Source organism: Novosphingobium sp. (genome assembly GCF_040079535.1).
In the GTDB taxonomy this organism is placed as follows: domain Bacteria; phylum Pseudomonadota; class Alphaproteobacteria; order Sphingomonadales; family Sphingomonadaceae; genus Novosphingobium.
This window is the reverse complement of the sequence record NZ_JBEBKB010000023.1, coordinates 16,999-37,621: the sequence shown is the minus strand read 5'-3', so window position 1 is coordinate 37,621 and position 20,623 is coordinate 16,999. Positions and strand designations below refer to the sequence as shown.

17 protein-coding genes and 1 pseudogene are annotated in these 20,623 nt (G+C 60.4%); 9 read left to right on the top strand and 9 right to left on the bottom strand.

From position 1 onward, the window contains the following. The 5 genes and pseudogenes from ABL914_RS08995 to ABL914_RS08975 all read left to right on the top strand — a co-directional run. A pseudogene (locus ABL914_RS08995) lies at positions 1-481 on the top strand (hypothetical protein); the annotation flags it as partial. Between the two features lie 8 nt (positions 482-489). Continuing rightward, positions 490-759: a 30S ribosomal protein S15 gene (gene rpsO, locus ABL914_RS08990; protein ID WP_391562846.1), complete on the top strand. Its 270-nt coding sequence runs from the start codon at positions 490-492 to the stop codon at positions 757-759. A 235-nt stretch (positions 760-994) separates the two neighbouring features. Then, the gene (pnp, locus tag ABL914_RS08985) at positions 995-3,346 is read left to right on the top strand and encodes a polyribonucleotide nucleotidyltransferase (protein WP_391562845.1); all 2,352 of its coding nucleotides are present in this window, start codon (positions 995-997) and stop codon (positions 3,344-3,346) included. Positions 3,347-3,468: 122 nt separating this feature from the next. Beyond that, positions 3,469-5,619, top strand: coding sequence for a hypothetical protein (locus tag ABL914_RS08980; protein WP_391562844.1), 2,151 nt, complete (start codon positions 3,469-3,471; stop codon positions 5,617-5,619). Beyond that, a complete protein-coding gene (locus tag ABL914_RS08975; protein ID WP_391562843.1) occupies positions 5,589-6,311 on the top strand; it encodes a DUF3142 domain-containing protein in 723 nt (240 codons plus the stop codon). Before ABL914_RS08980 ends, ABL914_RS08975 begins: the two co-directional genes overlap by 31 nt. A 166-nt stretch (positions 6,312-6,477) precedes the next feature. Here the strand turns inward: ABL914_RS08975 and ABL914_RS08970 are convergent, their stop codons facing one another. From ABL914_RS08970 to ABL914_RS08955, 4 genes are all read right to left on the bottom strand, one after another. Further along, complete coding sequence (locus ABL914_RS08970; RefSeq protein ID WP_391562842.1) at positions 6,478-8,391, bottom strand: acetyl/propionyl/methylcrotonyl-CoA carboxylase subunit alpha; 1,914 nt, start codon at positions 8,389-8,391, stop codon at positions 6,478-6,480. A gap of 426 nt (positions 8,392-8,817) precedes the next feature. Continuing rightward, a complete protein-coding gene (locus tag ABL914_RS08965) occupies positions 8,818-10,419 on the bottom strand; it encodes a carboxyl transferase domain-containing protein (RefSeq protein ID WP_391562841.1) in 1,602 nt (533 codons plus the stop codon). Further along, positions 10,416-11,084 carry a TrmH family RNA methyltransferase gene (locus ABL914_RS08960; RefSeq protein ID WP_391562840.1) on the bottom strand — a complete coding sequence of 223 codons (669 nt, stop codon included), beginning with the start codon at positions 11,082-11,084 and terminating at the stop codon, positions 10,416-10,418. Before ABL914_RS08960 ends, ABL914_RS08965 begins: the two co-directional genes overlap by 4 nt. A 4-nt stretch (positions 11,085-11,088) precedes the next feature. After that, on the bottom strand, positions 11,089-12,258 hold the full coding sequence (locus ABL914_RS08955) for an acyl-CoA dehydrogenase family protein (protein ID WP_391562839.1): 1,170 nt from the start codon (positions 12,256-12,258) through the stop codon (positions 11,089-11,091). 123 nt (positions 12,259-12,381) lie between these two features. Here ABL914_RS08955 and ABL914_RS08950 point away from each other — a divergent pair, with 123 nt between their 5' ends. Together ABL914_RS08950 and folE are read left to right on the top strand one after the other, a co-directional pair. Beyond that, positions 12,382-13,881, top strand: a complete 1,500-nt coding sequence (locus ABL914_RS08950; protein WP_391562838.1) for a phospholipase D-like domain-containing protein — start codon at positions 12,382-12,384, stop codon at positions 13,879-13,881. Between the two features lie 32 nt (positions 13,882-13,913). Beyond that, positions 13,914-14,486 (top strand): GTP cyclohydrolase I FolE, encoded by a 573-nt coding sequence (gene folE / locus ABL914_RS08945; protein ID WP_391562837.1) that lies wholly within the window; start codon positions 13,914-13,916, stop codon positions 14,484-14,486. A gap of 203 nt (positions 14,487-14,689) precedes the next feature. Here the strand turns inward: folE and ABL914_RS08940 are convergent, their stop codons facing one another. Further along, positions 14,690-15,346: a hypothetical protein gene (locus ABL914_RS08940; RefSeq protein ID WP_391562836.1), complete on the bottom strand. Its 657-nt coding sequence runs from the start codon at positions 15,344-15,346 to the stop codon at positions 14,690-14,692. 178 nt (positions 15,347-15,524) lie between these two features. Next, positions 15,525-16,004 (bottom strand): peroxiredoxin, encoded by a 480-nt coding sequence (locus ABL914_RS08935; protein ID WP_391562835.1) that lies wholly within the window; start codon positions 16,002-16,004, stop codon positions 15,525-15,527. Between the two features lie 175 nt (positions 16,005-16,179). Here ABL914_RS08935 and ABL914_RS08930 point away from each other — a divergent pair, with 175 nt between their 5' ends. Together ABL914_RS08930 and ahcY are read left to right on the top strand one after the other, a co-directional pair. After that, positions 16,180-16,632: an S-adenosyl-L-homocysteine hydrolase gene (locus ABL914_RS08930; RefSeq protein ID WP_391562834.1), complete on the top strand. Its 453-nt coding sequence runs from the start codon at positions 16,180-16,182 to the stop codon at positions 16,630-16,632. 114 nt (positions 16,633-16,746) lie between these two features. Then, the gene (gene ahcY / locus ABL914_RS08925) at positions 16,747-18,174 is read left to right on the top strand and encodes an adenosylhomocysteinase (protein WP_391562848.1); all 1,428 of its coding nucleotides are present in this window, start codon (positions 16,747-16,749) and stop codon (positions 18,172-18,174) included. A 37-nt stretch (positions 18,175-18,211) separates the two neighbouring features. Here the strand turns inward: ahcY and ABL914_RS08920 are convergent, their stop codons facing one another. The 3 genes from ABL914_RS08920 to ABL914_RS08910 are packed head-to-tail and all read right to left on the bottom strand — an operon-like array spanning position 18,212 to position 20,603. After that, positions 18,212-19,276 carry a LacI family DNA-binding transcriptional regulator gene (locus tag ABL914_RS08920; RefSeq protein WP_391562833.1) on the bottom strand — a complete coding sequence of 355 codons (1,065 nt, stop codon included), beginning with the start codon at positions 19,274-19,276 and terminating at the stop codon, positions 18,212-18,214. Between the two features lie 9 nt (positions 19,277-19,285). Next, positions 19,286-20,068: an SDR family oxidoreductase gene (locus tag ABL914_RS08915; protein ID WP_391562832.1), complete on the bottom strand. Its 783-nt coding sequence runs from the start codon at positions 20,066-20,068 to the stop codon at positions 19,286-19,288. A 1-nt stretch (position 20,069) separates the two neighbouring features. Then, positions 20,070-20,603 (bottom strand): NUDIX hydrolase, encoded by a 534-nt coding sequence (locus tag ABL914_RS08910; protein WP_391562831.1) that lies wholly within the window; start codon positions 20,601-20,603, stop codon positions 20,070-20,072. Positions 20,604-20,623 lie beyond the last annotated feature (20 nt).

The window sequence follows — 20,623 nt, the reverse complement described above, 5'->3', positions numbered from 1 at the left end:
GACCCAGAGTCGCCCAACACCGCCCTAGGTCCCCGCCTGCGCGGGAATGACGAGGGTGGGGTTTGCGACCACGTGACATTCGAAGCCCACGTCTCCAAAGGCACCTACATCCGCAGCCTCGCCCGCGATATCGCGCTCGCGCTTGGCACGGTCGGCCATGTAACCATGCTGCGCCGGACCAAGGCCGGACCGTTCACCCTTTCGCAGGCGATTTCGCTGGACAAATTGAACGAACTGGGTAAGGGCGCGGCGCTTGAGCAGATACTCTTGCCGTTTGAGGCAGGGCTGGACGACATCCCGGCTCTACCTCTCAACCCGGAACAGGCAAGGGCGGTCCAGCAGGGCCGCGTTCTAACCGGGTTGCCCCAGGGCGATGGGCTGTACCTGGCGCGCGAAGGACTGGTTCCTCGCGCTCTCGTTCAGCTTTCAGGCGGCAACGCTTGCGTGGTCCGGGGGTTCAACCTTTCATGATGTCGCGGAGTATAAAGCATGTCGGTTTCTGCCGAAAAGAAAGCTGAAATCATCGCGGATAACGCGCGCGCATCGGGTGATACCGGTTCGCCGGAAGTCCAGGTGGCGATCCTGACCAGCCGTATCAACACGCTGCAGGGCCACTTCAAGGACCACCACAAGGATAACCACTCGCGCCGGGGCCTGCTGACCATGGTCAACAAGCGTCGCACGCTGCTGGCCTATCTGAAGCGCAAGGACGTTGATCGTTACAACGCGTTGATTGCCAAGCTTGGTCTTCGGAAATAACCAAAACGGAGCGGCCCCTTGCGGGCCGCTTCTTGCATCCGGGAGTATCGCGCGAAAACTGGGAATTGTGTTCCGTTTTTGCCGATCCGACCAAATATCAAGGTTTTCCTTCGCATTTCGGTGAAGGGCCTTTGGGGCAGACAAGGCCCCGCACCGGACCGGGACGGTAGACCCCGGCAGCAAACCCGCGCGATAGCAATTTGGGCAATAGGGCCTGCGGGCTGAAGGAATTGAAATGTTCGACGTTAAAACCGTATCGATGGAGTGGGGCGGAAAGACCCTCACTCTGGAAACCGGCCGCATTGCCCGTCAGGCAGACGGCGCGGTCCTTGCCACTTATGGCGAAACTGTTGTGCTCTGCGCCGTCACGGCCGCCAAGAGCGTCAAGGAAGGTCAGGATTTCTTCCCGCTGACCGTTCACTATCAGGAAAAGTTCTTCGCTGCCGGGCGTATCCCGGGCGGCTTCTTCAAGCGTGAACGCGGCGCGACCGAAAAGGAAACGCTGGTTTCGCGCCTGATCGATCGTCCGGTTCGCCCGCTGTTCCCCGAAGGTTTCTATAACGAAATCAACGTCATTTGCCATGTAATGAGCTATGACGGTGAGATCGAACCCGATGTGCTGGCGATGATTGCCGCTTCGGCCGCGCTGACCATTTCAGGCGTGCCGTTCATGGGCCCGATCGGCGCTGCACGCGTTGGTTATGTTGACGGCGAATATACCCTCAACCCGCGCCAGGACGTGGCCGCCGCTGGCGATCTCGATCTGGTTGTTGCCGCTACCGGCAATGCCGTGATGATGGTCGAATCGCAGGCCCGCGAGCTTGACGAAGAGATCATGCTGGGCGCCGTTCTGTTCGCACACGATGAATGCAAGAAGGTGGTCAATCTGATCATCGATCTGGCTGAAAAGGCTGCCAAGGATCCCTGGGACGTTGCCGTAACCGACAACACCGCGATCAAGGATCAGCTCAAGAAACTGATCGGCAAGGACATTGCCGCAGCTTACAAGCTGTCTGACAAATCGGCCCGCTCAAATGCGCTCAATACTGCCCGCGCCAAGGCCAAGGAAGCATTCGCCGGTGAAGATGCGCAGACCCAGATGGCCGCGATGAAATCGGTCAAGAAGGTCGAAGGCGATATCGTGCGCGGTGCAATCCTCAAGGACGGCACCCGGATTGATGGCCGCAAGGTCGATCAGGTTCGTGCCATCGAAGCCATGGTTGGTTTCCTGCCGCGCACCCACGGTTCGGCATTGTTCACCCGCGGTGAAACGCAGTCGATCTGCACCACCACCTTGGGCACCAAGGACAGCGAACAGATGATCGATGGCCTTGAAGGCCTGTCGTATTCGAACTTCATGCTGCACTATAACTTCCCGCCCTATTCGGTTGGCGAAGTGGGCCGCTTCGGGGCGCCTTCGCGCCGCGATACCGGCCACGGCAAGCTGGCATGGCGCGCGCTGCAGGCGGTTTTGCCCAGCAAGGAAGAATTCCCTTATACGATCCGCGTTGTTTCGGACATTACCGAAAGCAACGGTTCATCCTCAATGGCCACCGTTTGCGGCGGCGCATTGTCGATGATGGATGCCGGTGTGCCGATCAAGCGCCCGGTTTCGGGCATCGCGATGGGCCTGATCCTTGAAGGCGATGAATTCTCGGTTCTGTCCGATATTCTGGGTGATGAAGATCACCTGGGCGATATGGATTTCAAGGTTGCCGGCACGTCTGAAGGCATCACCACGATGCAGATGGACATCAAGATCGCCGGGATCACCCGCGAGATCTTTGCCGCTGCACTGAACCAGGCCAAGGCCGGCCGCGCGCATATCCTGGGTGAAATGCAGAAGGCGCTGGGCTCTGCCCGGACCGAGCTTTCGGCCCACGCTCCGCGCATCGAAACCTTGCAGATCGACAAATCGAAGATCCGTGAAGTGATCGGCACCGGCGGCAAGGTGATCCGTGAAATCGTCGCCGAAACCGGCGCCAAGGTTGATATCGATGATGAAGGCCTGATCAAGATCTCGTCTTCGGACCTGTCGCAGATCGAAGCTGCCAAGAACTGGATCCTGGGCATTGTCGAGGAAGCTGAAGTCGGCAAGGTCTATGACGGCAAGGTTGTCACGATTGTTGATTTCGGTGCGTTCGTGAACTTCATGGGCGGCAAGGACGGTCTGGTCCACGTTTCCGAAATGAAGAACGAGCGGGTCGAACGCCCCGGTGACGTGGTTTCCGAAGGCATGGCCGTAAAGGTCAAGGTGCTTGAGATCGATCCGCGCGGCAAGGTTCGCCTGTCGATGCGGGTGGTCGATCAGGAAACCGGCGCTGAACTGGAAGATACCCGTCCGCCGCGCGAACCGCGTGAACCGCGCAGCGATCGTGGTGATCGTGGTGATCGTCGCCCTGGTGGCGGTGGCGGCGGACGCGGCGGTGACCGTGATCGCGGCCCGCGCCGTGAAGGTGGCGATCGTGGTCCCAGAACCGACCGTGGCCGCGATGGTGGCGGCGATCGCGGCCCCAGAACCGACCGGGGCCGTGATGATGGCCCGGCGCCTGATCACGTTCCGGCGTTCCTTAAGGGCGACGATTGATCTAGCCCGCGTTTTACGCGCAAAATCACACGAAGGGGGCTGCTGCGGCGGCCCCCTTTTTGCTTGCGCACAAAGCCCAAACGCGGGATTCATTGCAGCCTTACACGCGGATGGAGGCCGGAATGAAGGTAATGGGTTACAAGGCACTGATGGCACTTGGCCTGATCGGCACTTCGGCCGCTGCTTTTGCCTGCGCAGACAGCAGCTGCTATCCCAGATGGAAGCTGTTTGGCGGAGGACGCGGCTGTGAAGACCGCGGATTTCTGGCACCGGGCAACGATACCAGAACCAACCTGAACTTCCTGATCGCAGATAAACCGCACAAACTGCCGCTAGGTGATCGCTATCCCAAGCCCAGCTATGGCACGGCCGGCTATGGCTCTGTCTTTCTGGATCCTTATGTTCAGCGTGCCGCCTATTTTGGTGGCCGCAACACCAAGGATGGTGATGGGCCGACCACCGAAGCCGCAAGCTCCAGCCAATACGAGGGCACGCGCTGCGGCAGTTATGAGCGCGGCAGCGCCGGGTTGGACGCTGCAATGCAAGCCAATGGCGCGCTTCCTCTAGCAGAGCGAAACGCAATAGCTGCAGCGCGGGCATCGGCCGAAGTAGTTTGTGCCGGCAATGGCGGCGATGAAACCAGGCCGGCCCGGATCAAGTTGTGGCCGGTGATGGCCAGCAAGCCGGGGCAGGAATTTTTGCGCTATGCCCAGGCCAGCGATGCTTTCTATGCCGATGATTTTCCCGCCGCGCGCGATGGCTTTGCTGCACTGGCCAAAGCGGGCGATCCGTGGGTCAGGGAAACCGCCGCCTATATGCTGATCCGCACCGAATATGCTGCATCGCAATCCGCTGCGATTGGCGAATATGGCGATTTCGAAGCTGCCAAGGTTGATCTCAGTGCGGTGAAGCGCGGTCTGGCCGCTAACGGGGCCTATCTGAATGCCTGGCCAACCGGGCGCTATTCCGCCTCTGCGCAAGGGTTGGTGCGGCGCGGGCTGTGGCTTGCAGGTGATTATGCCGGGCTCGCCAAGCAGTACGAATACCTGATCGAAACCGCCGATCTGGGCCATGCCGCCGGCGGTGATCTGGCCTTTGAGATCGACAACAAATGGCTGTTCAACCCGCTGGCTGAAGGGGCAAAGCCGCAGGCGCCAACCATGCTGGCGGTGCAAGATCTTTACGCGATGCGCACCGAACTGGACGAAGGCGGCGATATCTGGCGTGAGCCGACCCTCACCGCCGCGCAGCTTGAGGCGCAAAAGCCGGTGTTTGCTGCTCAGCCAGAGCTGTTCTCGTTCCTGGAGGCCACCCATGCTCTTTACATCGGCAAGAACCCGCGCCGGGTGCTGTCGTTAGTGCCCGATGACGCGAAAAAGCCCAGCTATTCAAACCTTGCCTTCAGCCGCCAGGTGCTGCGTGGGCAAGCGCTGGCCGCGCTGAAAGACCGCAACGAAGAGGGTTTCTGGCTTGAACTGTTGGGCGGGGCCAAGGGCTTGTGGCAGCGTCCCACCGCCGAATTGGGCCTGGCGATGAGCTGGGAACGCAGCGGCAAGCTGGCTGCCGTTTTCGCCCAGGGTTCGCCCATCCAGGAAAGCATGATCCGGCGCGAACTGATCATCCATTCGGCCAGCCCGGCGATGCTGCGAACCGCTGCCAGCGATTCCACTCGCGGCCAGTATGAGCGCGATCTGGCGGCTTTTGTGCTGTTGTTGAAGGGGCTTAGCCGGGGCGATTACAAGGCCTTTGCCGAAGATCGCAAACTGGTCCGTCCGGGGGCCAATACAGATGGCTACATGTATTTCCTGCCCGATCAGGAAGGTATTCCGGTAGGCCTGTTCACCAAGGGCAAGTGGGCTGATGGCTACAATTGCCCTGCGCTGGATCAGACCGCACGAACGCTGGCGGCCAATCCAAACGCGGTTGGCGCGCGGCTGTGCCTGGGGGATTTCTGGCGGCTCAATGGATTTGATGATTTGGGCGGGCTTGATGGCCTGAACAAGCCTGATGAACTGGGCGGGGTGGCGGGCCTGTTCCCCGGCAAGCCCAGCCCGCGCAGTGCAATTTACGCCAGCGTGATCGCCGATCCCAGGGCAGCTGGGCCAGATAAGGCCTATGCGCTGTACCGCGCGGTGATGTGCTATGCCCCGGCAAAGACCAATACCTGCGGCGGTAAGGATGTGGCCCAGGGCCAGCGCAAGGCCTGGTACGATCAGCTGAAGCGTGATTATCCCTCAAGCCAATGGGCCAAGAAGTTGCGCTATTTCTGGTGAGGCGCGCGGGCCAGGCCCTGCTGGCTTTGGTTGCAGCCTGTAGCGGCCCAGCAGCGGCGCGGGTTGATCCGGCGGATTATGACGCGTTCTTTTTGTGGGCCGGGGTGAAGCCGCCGGCACTGCTGGCGCGCGCGAAGGTGCTGTATCTGCTGGCCGGAGAAGTGCGGCGGCAGGGCGACTTTGTTTCACTGCGCGGCATACCGCGTGCGGCAAAGGCTGAGGTTTGGCTAGTGGTCCGCACCCAGCGGATCGATTGGGATGAAGGCGTAATGCAGGTGGTGCTGCGCGAACTGGCGAAGTGGCAAGCCGGGGGCAGCCGGATCGTGGGACTTCAGATTGATTTCGATAGCTCAGCCAAGGGACTTGGTGATTATGCGGCCTTTCTCAAAGCCTTGAAAGCGAAACTTCCCGCCGGACAGAAGCTCTCAATCACCGGCCTGATGGACTGGAGCGCCAATGCTGATCCTGCCGCCTTGGGGCTGCTGCGCGGCGTGGTCGATGAAGTGGTGGTGCAAAGCTATCAGGGTCGCGAGACGATTCCGGGTTATGAGGCCTACCTCGCCAAGCTCGCCCGCGTGCCGGTGCCGCACAAGGTGGCGCTGGTTGAGGGCGGGGAATGGCGCGAGGTACCGGCGCTAAAAAGCGATCCGCTGTTCCGGGGCTATGTGGTGTTTCTGGTCAATCCGAAGTAACCTCGCAGACCGACCAACAAAAAGCCCGCCCATCCTGAGCTTGTCGAAGGACTGTTCTGGTCCTTCGTGCCGCACGCGCTGCCGCCAGAATAAAAAGGCAGTCCTTCGACAAGCTCAGGATAAACGGAGTTTGAGGTAGGGGGAGCTCGCTCCGCGAGACCCCGCGCTATTCCGCCGCCTCAATCCGTGCCAGCAAAGCCTCGACCTGCACCTGCCCACCGGGCACGGCGGAAAGCTGTGCCACTACGCCATCGAACGGCGCGGTCAGGGTGTGTTCCATCTTCATCGCTTCCAGCGTCAGCAGCTTTTGCCCCTTGGTCACCGCCTGACCTTCGCTAACCTCAACCGCGATGATCTTGCCCGGCATGGGCGAGAGGATGTCGCCATCGTGGGCGGAGTGGCCGGTGGACGAGACCGGGCGACCGAAAACGAATGTTTCACCCCGATCCGAAACCACCAGGCCATTTACGGTGTATCGGGTGAAGGGACCTGGTTCTTCGGAGCGTTCGGCAGTGAAGGTTCTTGTTCCTATCGAAAGCCAAACCGTCTTCGCTGGTTCTCGGTTCGGTCTGAAGCCGTCGGCGAGTTGCCAAGGAGATGTCGGTTTGTTGGCATGGTTGAATTCCTGCTCGTTGCCATCCCACGCCGAAACAAAAGCCGCATAATCAGCAGCAGCGTTCAACACTTGCTGTGTGGGCTCGCCATCGCCCGCCAGCGCGTCGAGTTCACGTCCAATTAGGCCGGTGTCAACGTTACCGCTGCGAAAAAGCGAGTGCGAAAAAACCCTCGTGAGGAATCCAGCATTGGATTTTACGGGCCAGACGGTGACGTTGCTTGTGACCGCCTCAAGCGCTTCCAAAGCGGCGATTCGGGTTTCGCGGTGAACGATCAGCTTCGCAATCATTGGGTCGTAATAAGGGCTGACTTCATCGCCTTGGCTAACGCCAGTTTCAATGCGAACGGGCCTTGTGTGGCGGTTTCTTCCAAGCAAAAGTTCACTAAGGCGCCCCGTACTCGGCAAAAACCCCTTCGCAGGATCCTCGGCATAAAGTCGCGCTTCCATTGCCCAGCCGTTGATGCTGAGCTCCTCTTGGCGGAGCGGCAGCGGCTCGCCGCTGGCAACGCGCAGCTGCCATTCGACCAGATCGACCCCGGTGATTTCCTCGGTCACCGGGTGTTCCACCTGCAGGCGGGTGTTCATTTCCATGAACCAGATCCGGTCGGCGCGCAGGCCGTCGCTGGCATCCGCAATAAATTCGATCGTGCCCGCGCCTTCATAGTCCACTGCCTTGGCCGCGCGGACGGCGGCGGCGCAGACGGCCTCGCGGGTGACTTCGTCCATGCCGGGGGCGGGGGCTTCCTCGATCACTTTCTGGTGGCGGCGCTGAAGGCTGCAATCGCGCTCGAACAGGTGGACCACATTGCCGTGGCTATCGCCGAACACCTGCACTTCGATGTGGCGGGGGGAGAGCACGTATTTCTCGATCAGCACATGCGCATTGCCGAACGAGGCGCTGGCCTCGCGCTGGCATGAGGCCAGGGCGTCGGCGAAATCGGCGGGTGCTTCAACCAGCCGCATCCCCTTGCCGCCGCCGCCGGCCACCGCCTTGATCAGCACCGGATAGCCGATTTTCGCCGCTTCCTGCGCCAGATGTGCGGGATCCTGGTTCTCACCCAGATAGCCCGGCGTGCAGGGCACCCCAGCCGCCAGCATCAGCGTCTTGGCCGCATCCTTTAGCCCCATTGCGGTGATCGAGGCAGGCTTGGGCCCGACCCAGACCAGCCCCGCATCGATCACGGCTTGCGCAAATTCGGCGTTTTCGGACAGGAAGCCGTAACCCGGATGCACCGCCTCCGCGCCGCTGGCCTTGGCCGCGGCGATGATCTTCGCCCCCACCAGATAGCTTTCGCGCGCAGGCGAGGGGCCGATATGCACCGCCTCGTCCGCTGAGCGCACATGCAGAGCCTTGGCATCGGCATCGGAATAGACCGCGACGGTGCGAATGCCCATGCTGCGCGCCGTGCGGATGATCCGGCAGGCGATTTCGCCGCGGTTGGCGATGAGGAGGGATTGGATCATTCGGCTGTCCCGGTCACTTTGTGAGGTGTGTGCAAGAAATGCGTCGAATTGTCGTCAACTTCCAAGTCCCACTACGCCTTTCGCCATTCATTTGGTGAACACAAATATCTCGGTCCCGATCACCTCCACCCTCAGGGTGATAGCGGAACTCGGTGGTGTTTACCGATGCGGCAAATTGATTTCCATTCGACCAGACATGCAAATCATTGAATGTCCAGGCGTCATATCTGGCTGGATCATCAAACCTGAAATGCTTGTTTTGATGCTCCTTCCAAACGGCGTTGTTGTAAGCTGTCCAGCCGCCTCCCGACTTCGCGTTGAAATACTTTGAAATTGCTGATCGGGCCGAACGATACCGATCAACTCCAGCATATGCCGTGACGGAGCAGGCGAGCAAAACCGCAAGAATGAAGGATTTTGCGATTCTCACATCCGGAACACCCCAAACGCCGGCCGCTCCGGTATCGGAGCCTCCAGCGCCGCCGCCAGCGCCAGCCCCAGCACATCGCGGGTCTGCGCCGGATCGATCACCCCATCGTCCCACAGCCGCGCGGTGGCGTGGTAGGGGTTGCCTTCGGCTTCGTAGGTCGCACGGATCGGGGCTTTGAAGGCTTCGGCCTGCTCCGGCGTCCAGCTTTCCGCATCGCGGTGGACGGTGGCCAGCACAGAGGCCGCCTGTTCCCCCCCCATCACCGAAATCCGGGCATTGGGCCAGGTGAACAGGAAGCGCGGGGAATAGGCCCGCCCGCACATGCCGTAATTGCCCGCGCCGAACGAACCGCCGATCAGCACGGTCAGCTTGGGCACAGATGCGGTGGCGACGGCGGTGACCAGCTTGGCGCCGTGCTTGGCGATGCCTTCGGCCTCATACTTGCCGCCGACCATGAAGCCGGAGATGTTCTGCAGGAACAACAGCGGGATTTTGCGCTGGCAGGCCAGCTCTATGAAGTGCGCACCTTTGACCGCGCTTTCGGAAAACAGCACCCCGTTGTTGGCCAGGATCGCCACCGGCATCCCCCAGATATGCGCGAACCCGCAGACCAGCGTGGAGCCGTAAAGCGCCTTGAATTCGTGAAACTCGCTGCCATCGACCAGCCGGGCGATCACTTCATGGACATCATAAGGTGCGCGGACATCATCGGGGACCACGGCGTAGAGTTCTTCGGCATCGTACTTCGGCGCGCGGGGTTCCTTCAGCGGAAGGCCGTGCTGGTGGACCGGGCCAAGGTGGCTGATGATATCGCGAACGATCGTCAGCGCGTGCTCGTCATTCTCGGCCAGATGATCGACCACGCCAGACTTGCGCGCATGCAGATCGCCGCCGCCCAGATCCTCGGCACTGATTTCCTCGCCGGTCGCGGCTTTTACCAAAGGCGGCCCGGCCAGAAAGATCGTGCCCTGTTCGCGCACGATCACAGACTCGTCACTCATCGCGGGCACATAGGCCCCGCCGGCGGTGCAGCTGCCCATCACGCAAGCGATCTGGGGGATGCCCTTGGCGCTCATCTGCGCCTGGTTGTAGAAAATTCGCCCGAAGTGATCGCGGTCGGGGAAGACCTCGCTCTGGTGCGGCAGGTTGGCCCCGCCGCTATCGACCAGATAGATGCAGGGCAGATGGTTCGCCTCGGCAATTTCCTGCGCGCGCAGGTGCTTCTTGACCGTCATCGGATAATACGTGCCACCTTTGACCGTGGCATCGTTGGCAACGATCATGCACATCCGGCCCGAGACCCGGCCGATAGCGGTGATGATCCCGGCACCGGGAATCTCGCCCTCATACATGTCACAGGCGGCGAGCTGCCCGATCTCAAGCAAAGGCGAGCCGGGATCGAGCAGGCGCTCAACTCGTTCTCTTGGCAAGAGCTTGCCGCGCAACGTGTGGCGTTCGCGCGACTTCGCGTTCCCGCCCAGCGCCGCCTGCGCCACCTTGGCGCGCAGCTCCTGCGCCAGCGCACGGTTGTGCGCAGCGCGGGCCTGCGCCTGCGGATCATCGGGGTTGAGGGTGGTAGGGAGGACGGGGGCGGTCAATTGTCGGCTCCTTCACGATCCATCACTGTCGGCAAAGGCTCCGCCCTTAGTCCACGCTTGTCCCGCTTGCGATATTTGCTTTGATACTCTCGCCGCTGCTTCGTGATCTCGTAGAGAACGATTCCAGACGATGTGCCCAAATTGAAACTTTCAATCATTCCGAACATCGGGATCGCAACACAGGCATCGCTGCGCTCGATTGCGCGCTCGCTGATACCGCGCTTTTCATTGCCGAACCAAACCGCAAGTTTTGCGTGTTCGGTATAATCGCCTTCGTGGAGGATTAGATTGACCCGCCCTTTGACGTGCGGAGAGGTAACGAAAGAATGAAAGTTATTTCCTTCCAGATGGTCAAAGCAGTCGTCCGTGCTGTCAAATCGCTTCACAAAGCTCCATTTCACAGCAGAAACTGAGGTCTTCGACAGCGAAGGCCTTTCGCGCATCTCTTGCCAATCGTCCGGCAGGGCTTTTCGCGGATCAACGACATAGACTTTCTCGACGCCCAGTGCGTTGACGTTGCGAATGACAGTGCCGATGTTTTTGATGTCAGACGGGTCCTCGATCACGGCAATAAGGTTCTTGCAAACGAACTGCTTGATCGCATCGGAGCGCGCTCGGACCAATGGCTTGGAGCGCCTTTGCTCTTCTCCCTCAACTATTGGCATCGTTCTAAGTCCCAGCCCCGATCAGTTCGCGCCCGATCAGCATCCGCCTGATCTCATTGGTCCCCGCGCCGATATCGAGCAATTTGGCATCGCGCAGATAGCGTTCCACCGGCCAGTCTTTGGTGTAACCGGCGCCGCCCAGCGCTTGCACCGCTTCGCACGAAACGCGGAAAGCGTTTTCGCTCGCCAGCAGGATCGCGCCCGCTGCATCGAAGCGGGTGGTCTGGCCGGCATCGCAGTTTTTCGCCACGGCATAGGTATAGGCCCGGGCCGATTGCAGCGCGACGTACATGTCGGCCACTTTGGCCTGCATCAGCTGGAACGCGCCGATCGGTTTGCCGAATTGCTTTCGTTCGCGAAGGTAAGGGATGACCGTATCGAGGCAGGCCTGCATGATGCCAAGTTGCAGCCCGGCGAGGACAACGCGCTCGTAATCGAGGCCCGACATGAGCACGCCCACGCCGCCGTGCAGCGGGCCCATGATGCGGTCTTCGGGGATGAAGCAATCGTTGAATACCAGCTCGGCCGTGGGGCTGCCGCGCATGCCCATCTTGTCGATCTTCTGGCCGATGGAGAAGCCTTCGTCCCCCTTTTCGATCAGGAATGCGGTAATCCCGCGCGATCCGGCTTCGGGCGCGGACTTGGCATAGACCACCAGCGTATCGGCATGGGTGGCGTTGGTGATCCAGAATTTGGTTCCGTTTAGCAAGTATCCGCCCTGCGCAGCATCGGCCTTGAGCTTCATCGAAACCACGTCTGATCCGGCGCCAACTTCGGACATGGCCAGGCTGCCAACATGCGCGCCGCTGACAAGTCCCGGCAGATATTTCGCCTTTTGCTCCTCATTACCCCAGCGGCGGATCTGGTTGACGCACAGGTTGCTGTGCGCGCCATAGGAAAGCCCGATTGAGGCACTGGCCCGGCTGACTTCTTCCACCGCGATGACATGATCGAGATAGCCTAGACCCAGCCCGCCCCATTCTTCCTCCACGGTGATCCCGTGCAGGCCAAGATCGCCCATCGCCTGCCACAATTCGTCACGCGGAAACCAGTCTTCGGCGTCTGCGCGGGCGGCCAGCGGGGCAATTTTTTCATCCGCAAAGCGGCCCGCTGCTTCGCGGATCATCATCGCGCTTTCGGGCAGGGCAAAATCGAAATCGGGGGTGGCGCGCACCGTGGCATCTCCTGCTGCCGGTAATATTGTTGCGCAGGGTAGGCGCACCGGGGCGCCACGCGCAACACCTGATTGCATCGCCGCAGGTGACGCGGCCCGGCCAAGGCGATATGGCGCGCAACAATGGATCCGGTTGACGCACCCTCTAACTCAGTCTGGCGCTCTGCCCGCGCGGCGCGGGCCCATGTGGTGATCGATGCGTCGGCCTACTATGTGCTGATGCAAAAGGCCATGGAACGCGCGCGCCAGCGGATCCAGCTGATCGGTTGGGATTTCGATACCCGGATGCATCTGGGTCCGGGGCGACGGTTCTGGAACCTGCCGCGCAAAGCGGTGAAGCCGGCGCGATTGGGGCCGTTTGTGATCTGGCTGTGTGAACGCACGCCGGGGCTGGAAGTACGGGTGCTCAAATGGAATTTCGGCGCGTTGAAGTTTTTGCTGCGCGGCACAATGATTGTCGATCTGATCCGCTGGTGGCTGCACCGCGGGATTACGTTCAAGTTTGATGCGGCCCATCCACTGGGCTGCAGCCACCACCAGAAGGTTGTGGTGATCGATGATAGCTTTGCGGTATGCGGCGGGATCGATATGACCAGTGACCGCTGGGACACGCCCGAACACCGTGAGGCCGACCCGCGCCGCACGCGGCCATTCAGTCGGAAGCTCTATGGGCCGTGGCACGATCTGACTATGATGGTTGAAGGCGATGCAGCCGCGGTATTGGCCGAATTGGGGCGTGAGCGCTGGGTGCAGGCCGGGGGCAGCACCATGTTGCCATGCGCGCCGCAAGCCGAAAGCGCCTGGCCGCAGCAGCTCAAGGCGGAATTTGTCGATGTGGAGGTGGGGATTGCCCGCACCCGTTCAGCCTGGGGCGGCCAAGGCGAAGTGCGTGAGGTTGAGGCGCTGTTCGTTGAACACATTCTGCGCGCAAAGCATTTCATCTATGCCGAAAGCCAGTATTTCGCCTCGCGCACGGTGGCCGAGGCCATAGCCGAACGGCTGGCCCGGCCGGATCCACCAGAGATAGTCCTGATCAATCCGCATTCGGCCGAAGGTTGGCTGGAGCAGGCTGCGATGGACGGCGCGCGGGTGCGGTTGTGCCACGCCATTGGCGAGGTTGATCCGCAGCGACGGTTCCGGATCTTCGTGCCCCGCAATGCCGCCGGTACGCCAATCTACGTCCATTCCAAGACGATGATCGTTGATGATGAGATCATCCGCGTCGGCTCAGCCAATATGAACAACCGGTCGATGGGGCTCGATAGCGAATGCGATATGTTCATCGATGCCGCGCGCACTGGAAACGACCATGCCGGTCCGGTCATCCGGCGGATCAGGATGGCGCTTTTGGCTGAACATACCGGGCTGACCCGCCAAGCAGTGGAACACGCGCTGGAAGCCGATCCATCAATGGTCAACCTGATCCAAGGGGCACCCCAAACCGGCAAGCGGCTGGTACCTTTTGTCTTGCGTCCGATGACCGATGCGGAGAAAGCTGTGGCGGATAATGCGCTGCTCGATCCTGAGCGGCCCGAGGAAATGTTTGAGCCTTTCAGCAAACACCGCGGTCTGTTTCGGCGGGGCGGGCTCTTGCGGCATCCACGGACATGGAGATTGCGATGAGCTGCGATAGTGACTGCGGAGATTCCGGCCCAATGGCCAAGCTGCCAGTACCGGACGAAGTGCAGGATGCAATCCGCACGTTGATCCGCTGGTCAGGCGATGACCCGTCCCGCGAAGGCCTGCTCGATACCCCGGCCCGGGTGGCGCGGGCCTGGAAGGAATATTGCCAGGGCTATGACAGCGATCCGGCGCAGCATCTTGCCCGCCAGTTTGAGGAAGTGGGCGGCTATGACGAGCTGGTCCTGCTGAAGGATATCCCGTTCCAATCGCACTGCGAACACCACATGGCACCGATCACCGGCAAGGCGGCGATTGCCTATATGCCGCGCGACAAGGTTGTCGGCATCTCAAAGCTGGCGCGGGTGTTGCACGGCTTTGCCCAGCGCTTGCAGATCCAGGAACGGCTGACCGCCGAAGTGGCCAGCTGCATCTGGGATAACCTCCACCCGCACGGCGTGGCCGTGGTGATCGAGGCGCAGCACGGCTGCATGACCGGGCGCGGGGTGAAAACGCCCGGCGTTGGCATGGTCACCAGCCGCCTGATGGGCTGCTTTCTGGAAGATCACCGCAGCCGCAAGGAAGTGATGAGCTTGATGGGGTATTGAGGAGCGCTGACCCCCGGGACACTGACCTGGAGCGGCGGATGGATAATTTGAATCATTTATTCCAAACCCCGCCTGTCCTGAGCTTGTCGAAGGACTGTACTTTTTAAGGCGGTTGCGGCTGCGGCACGAAGAAAAGTACAGTGCTTCGACAAGCTCAGCATAGACGAAATTTAGGCCAGTATTAGCGTAGCCCTAATCTGGTTTTAGATCAAACAAAGGTTGCGCCAAATACGTTCCCGTTCAAGGAGTAAACGAGCCGTTGGGCTTTTTGTGATCTCTTCCATTGCTCGTATAGCGTCAGAACCATGGTGCCCTCTAGCGAAGCGCATAGTTGGACTATCGAACATTGTCTCGATCAACTGGCCAACCGTGCTTTTTTGATATCCTGCTGCACATTGCATTGCTTGGCTGGTCAAATTCTGGATCGCTAGACTTCTCGCTGTCGCCTCCAGATCACCACGCGCGACCTGCATCATTCGCGAATCCAACATTCCTCCAGCAGACGCGATGGCCATTAAGTTTTGGTGGCCTGGCGACATTTGGGAAGCAAGTTTTTCGCAGCTTAAGCGACTTTGAGCCAGGTTTTCTGGAGCATTTGAACGTCCCGTCTTTGGCGGAGTGATGGCTCGTGCTTGTCGTCTCTTTTGGGCTTCGATTAGCAAATGCTTCCCGCCTTCCCGCCATTTGCGACTTAGGCGTCGAACAAAGCTATCTGTCCACTCAGGCTCAACCAGCTTGATTGCAGCCGTTGGACAAAGAAATGGCTTTTCCTCTATAAGGTCCGCAATCGCAGCAAGATGCGTTTGGTCGATCGGAATTCCGCTACCCGTGGGGCGTCCGCGTGTTCTCTTCGTTTCCATGGCTGACTCCAATTTCTTCGCTCGCAAGATCCGCATTTGATTGCTGGCGCGCAAGCTCAATAAATCATCGATCCAGAGAATTCCGCAGACTGAAATTCATACTTATGGTGCACCGCAGCGGACAAAAATTGCTCCTGCGAATGTTTGGGGCACCGGCTGGCAGTGCCCCAAAGCATCTTTACAGCTGCTCAAGCACATACTCGGCGCTGCTGACCTTGAATTCGCCCGGTGCTTCGACGTGGAGCTGTTCGACGGTGCCGTCGTTCACGACCATAGCAAAACGTTGACCGCGCTTGCCAAGGCCGAATGCGCTGCCATCCATCACCAGGCCCAGGGCCTGCGCAAAATCGCCGTTGCCATCAGCCAGCATGGTCACGTCGGCGCTGCCGCCGCTTTTGCCCCAGGCGCCCATCACAAACGGATCGTTGACGGCGGTGCAGGCGATCTCATCGATCCCCTTGGCTTTGAAGTCAGCCGCTTTTTCAACGTAGCCCGGCAGGTGCTTGGCTGAGCAGGTGGGGGTGAAGGCACCTGGAACCGAAAACAGCGCGACACGCTTGCCGGCGAAATAGTCTGCGCTCTGGACGGCTTCGGGGCCTGCTTCGCCAGCCTTTACCAGCTTAACGTCGGGCAGCTTATCGCCAACTGCGATTGTCATGTCATATCTCCTATGGTCGAAAATTTGCGAGTCTCTCGCAGCATATAGGCGCTCGGCCCTGCTCTGCAACGGGCGCGGTCGTGGTTAAATTCGCTTTACTGCCCCGCTTTAAGAACCGGTAAACCTGATCCGGCACTGTGGTCCTTGCGGGAACGGGCCCGCCGGGAGACTGCACATGAACTTCAAGAGGGTCGCGGCCAGCCTAGCCGCTGTGGGATTGCTCATTTCGTTTCCGGCCAGCGCCGGCAATTTCAGCCAGGCCGAAAAGCTGCGCCGGCTGGATATCATGCTGATGGTCACGGGGCTGCGCTGCCGCAACACGGCAGACAATTTCACGCGCGAATACGGGCGCTTCACCACCGCGCACCTTTCAGAACTGAATGCCGCAGCGGCCACGCTCAAGCAGGAATTGACCGCGCGGCACGGTGCTGCAGGGGCCAATAAGGCGCTCGATCGGCTCAGTGTGCAGATGGCCAACACTTATGGCCAGGGCCACCCCTGGCTCAACTGCGGCCAGCTCAAGCAAGTGGCAGGTTCGCTCGCCGTGATGCGCGGCGGTGCAGCGCTGGCCGAAGCGGCCAACGATCTGCTGGAGGATCGCTCGCACCAGCTGGCCTGGCTGCGCTGATCTGAACTATCTGGGAAAGACATAAAGAATTCTTTATATTTGCCTCATGTAGGGCAAGCGGCTAAGGGCGGCGCCATTGGGCATGCCGCCCTTAGACCGTTTGAACGCAGGAGAATTCCCGTGGCCACTACCGCTACCGCCGCCCCGGACTATGCCGTTGCCGATCTTTCGCTGGCCGAATTTGGCCGCGCCGAAATTCGTATCGCTGAAACAGAAATGCCAGGGCTGATGGCCCTGCGTCAGGAATTTGGCGCAGCGCAGCCGCTTAAGGGTGCGCGTATCACGGGATCGTTGCACATGACGATCCAGACCGCAGTACTGATCGAAACGCTGACTGCGCTGGGCGCCGATGTGCGCTGGGCCACCTGCAACATCTATTCAACCCAGGACCATGCGGCCGCAGCAATCGCTGCCACGGGCGTGCCGGTCTTCGCGATCAAGGGTGAAAGCCTGGCCGATTATTGGGACTATGTCGGCTCGATCTTCGATTGGGGCGATCATACCGCCAACATGATCCTGGACGATGGCGGCGATGCCACCATGTTTGCGCTGTGGGGCGCACGGGTTGAAGCTGGCGAAGATCTGTTTGAACCCAGCAATGAGGAAGAGATCGAATTCGTCCGCGCGTTGAAGGCTTTCCTCAAAGCCAAGCCGGGTTACCTGACGATGTCAGTGGCGCATATCAAGGGTGTGTCGGAAGAAACCACAACCGGGGTTCACCGCCTCTATCAGATCGCCAAGGACGGCAAGCTGCCGTTCCCGGCGATCAATGTGAATGACAGCGTGACCAAATCGAAGTTTGATAACCTGTATGGCTGCAAGGAATCGCTGGTCGATGCGATCCGCCGCGCGACTGACGTGATGCTGGCCGGTAAGGTCGCCTGCGTCGCCGGTTTCGGCGATGTCGGCAAGGGATCAGCCGCCTCGCTCCGCCAGGGCGGGGCGCGTGTGATGGTCACCGAAGTCGATCCGATCTGTGCATTGCAGGCGGCGATGGAAGGCTATGAAGTTGTCACCATGGAAGAAGCGGTGACCCGCTGCGATATCTTTGTGACCGCCACCGGCAACGAAGGTGTGATCACGGCAGAGCACATGAAGGCGATGAAGCCGATGAGCATCGTGTGCAACATCGGCCACTTTGATAGCGAAATTCAGATCGCTGCGCTTTCGAACTACAAGTGGACCGAAATCAAGCCCGGTACCGATCTGGTTGAATTCCCCTCTGAAAACGGACAGGCGGGCAAGCAGATCCTGATCCTGGCCAAGGGGCGGCTGGTCAACCTGGGCTGCGCAACCGGCCATCCCAGCTTCGTGATGAGCAGCAGCTTCACCAACCAGACGCTGGCGCAGATCGAACTTTTCACCAACCCGGCGCAATACAAAAACGAAGTCTACGTGTTGCCCAAACACCTTGATGAAAAGGTTGCTGCGCTCCATCTTGAAAAGCTGGGGGTCAAGCTGACCAAGCTTTCGCAAAAGCAGGCGGACTATATCGGCGTTTCAACCGAAGGGCCGTTCAAGCCGGATCACTACCGCTACTAGGTTCTGGCCAGGCGCGGCGATCTTTCGCCGCGCCGTGCTATTTGCGCAGCGAACTTTCACGGACCAGCAATTTGACTGGGACGCGCCGGGCCTCGTGCGGTTCACCTGCGATGGCTGCGATCAATTTGTCCACCATCATCTCACCCGCAGCGCGGAAATCAGGCTCGACCGAGGTAAGCGGCGGGGCCGAGTAAGCGCCTGCGCGAATTCCATCGAAGCCGACCAGGGCGGTATCGCCCGGAACAGCCAGATTGCGGGCGTGCAGCTCGTCCAGCGCGCCCAGTGCGATCGGATCGCAAACCGCGAACAGCGCGTCAAACGCGGCGCCCTGCTCGATCAGGGCCGCAACCGCGCGCTGGCCTTGCTCTTCACGGGCAAACCCCTTGTCGATCGGCGCCAGTACCGGCTCCAGCCCGGCAGCGCGCATTTCTTCGGCATAGCCTTCATAGCGCTCACCGAACTGGCGCTGGGGCGACGTTTCAGAGCCGATGCAGACGATCTGGCTGTAGCCTTGCTCGATCAGATGGCGGGTCGCCATCCGGCCGCCGCCATGGTTGTCAGAGCGGATCCATTCAACATCATCAAACGGTGCGCCCCAACAGACCCAATGCATGCCCCTGTCGTCTTGATTGGCGTTGCTGAGCTCGCGGAAATAATCCCAGGCTGAGTAGTTTTCCGTGGTGCCGATCACTGCCAGCCCATCGGCCTTGCGCTGTTCTTGATAGCGGCCGTTGAAATTTTCCGGGCCATCCTGAAAGCTGACCAGCGTTTCATAGCCCCGCAGCGATGCCGCGCCGCACAGCGATGCAAGCAGGGCTGAATGGAACGGGTTCAGGTCTTTGCGATCTTCGCCTGGGCGGCAGATCACTACCACCGCCAGGGTTCCCGTCCTGCCGGTACGCAGCCGGGCAGCGTTTTCATCGACGAAATAGTTGAGCTTGCGCGCAGCTTCTGACACCCGCAGCCGGGTCGCCTCGCTCACCACCGGGTCGCCCGCCAGTGCACGGCTGACGGTTGATTGGCTGACCCCAGCTTCGGCCGCAACATCGAACGATGTGACGCGAATCTGGCGCGGGCGGGGCTTGGTCGGGGTGTCTCCCATCGGCTGGCTCTACATTGCCGAAATGCCGCCGTCGAGTTTCAGCTCGGCGCCGGTCATGAAGCGGCTTTCGTCGCTGGCCAGATAGAGTACGCCGTTGGCGATATCGTCTGGGTGGCCCACGCGCTTTAGCGGAATCTGGCGTGCCAACTTTTCCATGATCACCTCTTTGGGTTTGCCGGTGTTGGCCGCCATGCCATCAAGGATCGGGGTGTCTACGAAGGTTGGGTGGACCGAATTGCTGCGAATATCCCAGCCCATCTTGGCGCAATAGAGCGCAACCGATTTTGACAGCATCCACACGGCGGCTTTGCTGGCGTTGTAGCCCGGCATGGTATCGCTGGCGATCAATCCGGCGATCGAGGAAATGTTGATGATCGAGCCGGGCTGGTGATCCTTCATCAGTGGCAGCGCCTTCTGGCAGCCCAGAAATACCGAATCGACATTGATCGCGAAACCGCGCTGCCAATCAGCCAGTGTGCAGGTTTCGATATTGCCGCGCACGCCCACGCCCGCATTGTTGACCAGCACCGATAACCCGCCCATCAGCTCGTCAGCGGCCTCGATTGCCTCGATCCACTGATTTTCGCTGGTCACATCCAGCGCCACGGCATGGGCATGGCCCGCGCCCAGCGCAACGTTGATGGCGTCGGCCTGCGCCGCCGCGCCCGAAGCATTGATATCGGCCAGCAAGACCTGTGCACCTTGGCGCGCCAGCATCATCGCCTGCGCTGCACCCAGGCCCTGTGCTGCCCCGGTGATCAATGCCTTTTTGCCTGCAACGCGTCCGCTCATGTCAGTCTCCTCTCAACAGCTGCGGAGCCAGCAGCATCAGCAGCCTGACGTCAATCCCCAATCCGCGTGCGCGGGCCATTTGGACAAATTGCGGTAGGTGGGAAAGGGCAACACGGTGGACGGTGATATCTTCGCCATCGGTGCCGCCGCCTGGGCCGGTGCGGGCCAAGCCATGCGCGCGCACCAGGGTAAAGCTCTCGCTGACCATTCCTGGCGAGGAATAGAATTCGCCCAGGTTCTCGATGCGATCCGCACTGAAGCCGGTTTCCTCTTCCAGCTCGCGCGCGGCGGCAGCCAGCGGATCCTCGCCTTCAATGCTGTCATCGTCGCCGATCAAGCCAGCTGGCAGTTCCAGGCAATTGCGCTGTAAAGGCACGCGGTACTGCTCAACCAGCAGAACATGGTCATCATCGTCGATGGCCAGGATTACCGCCGCGCGGATGCCGCGCGCGCGGGTGACATATTCCCATTTGCCGCGGGTGCGCGCCGTGATGAACTTGCCGGCCCAGCGGATCTCTTCGGGTTCGTTGGTCATTGGCCTCCCTTTGCCGGGAG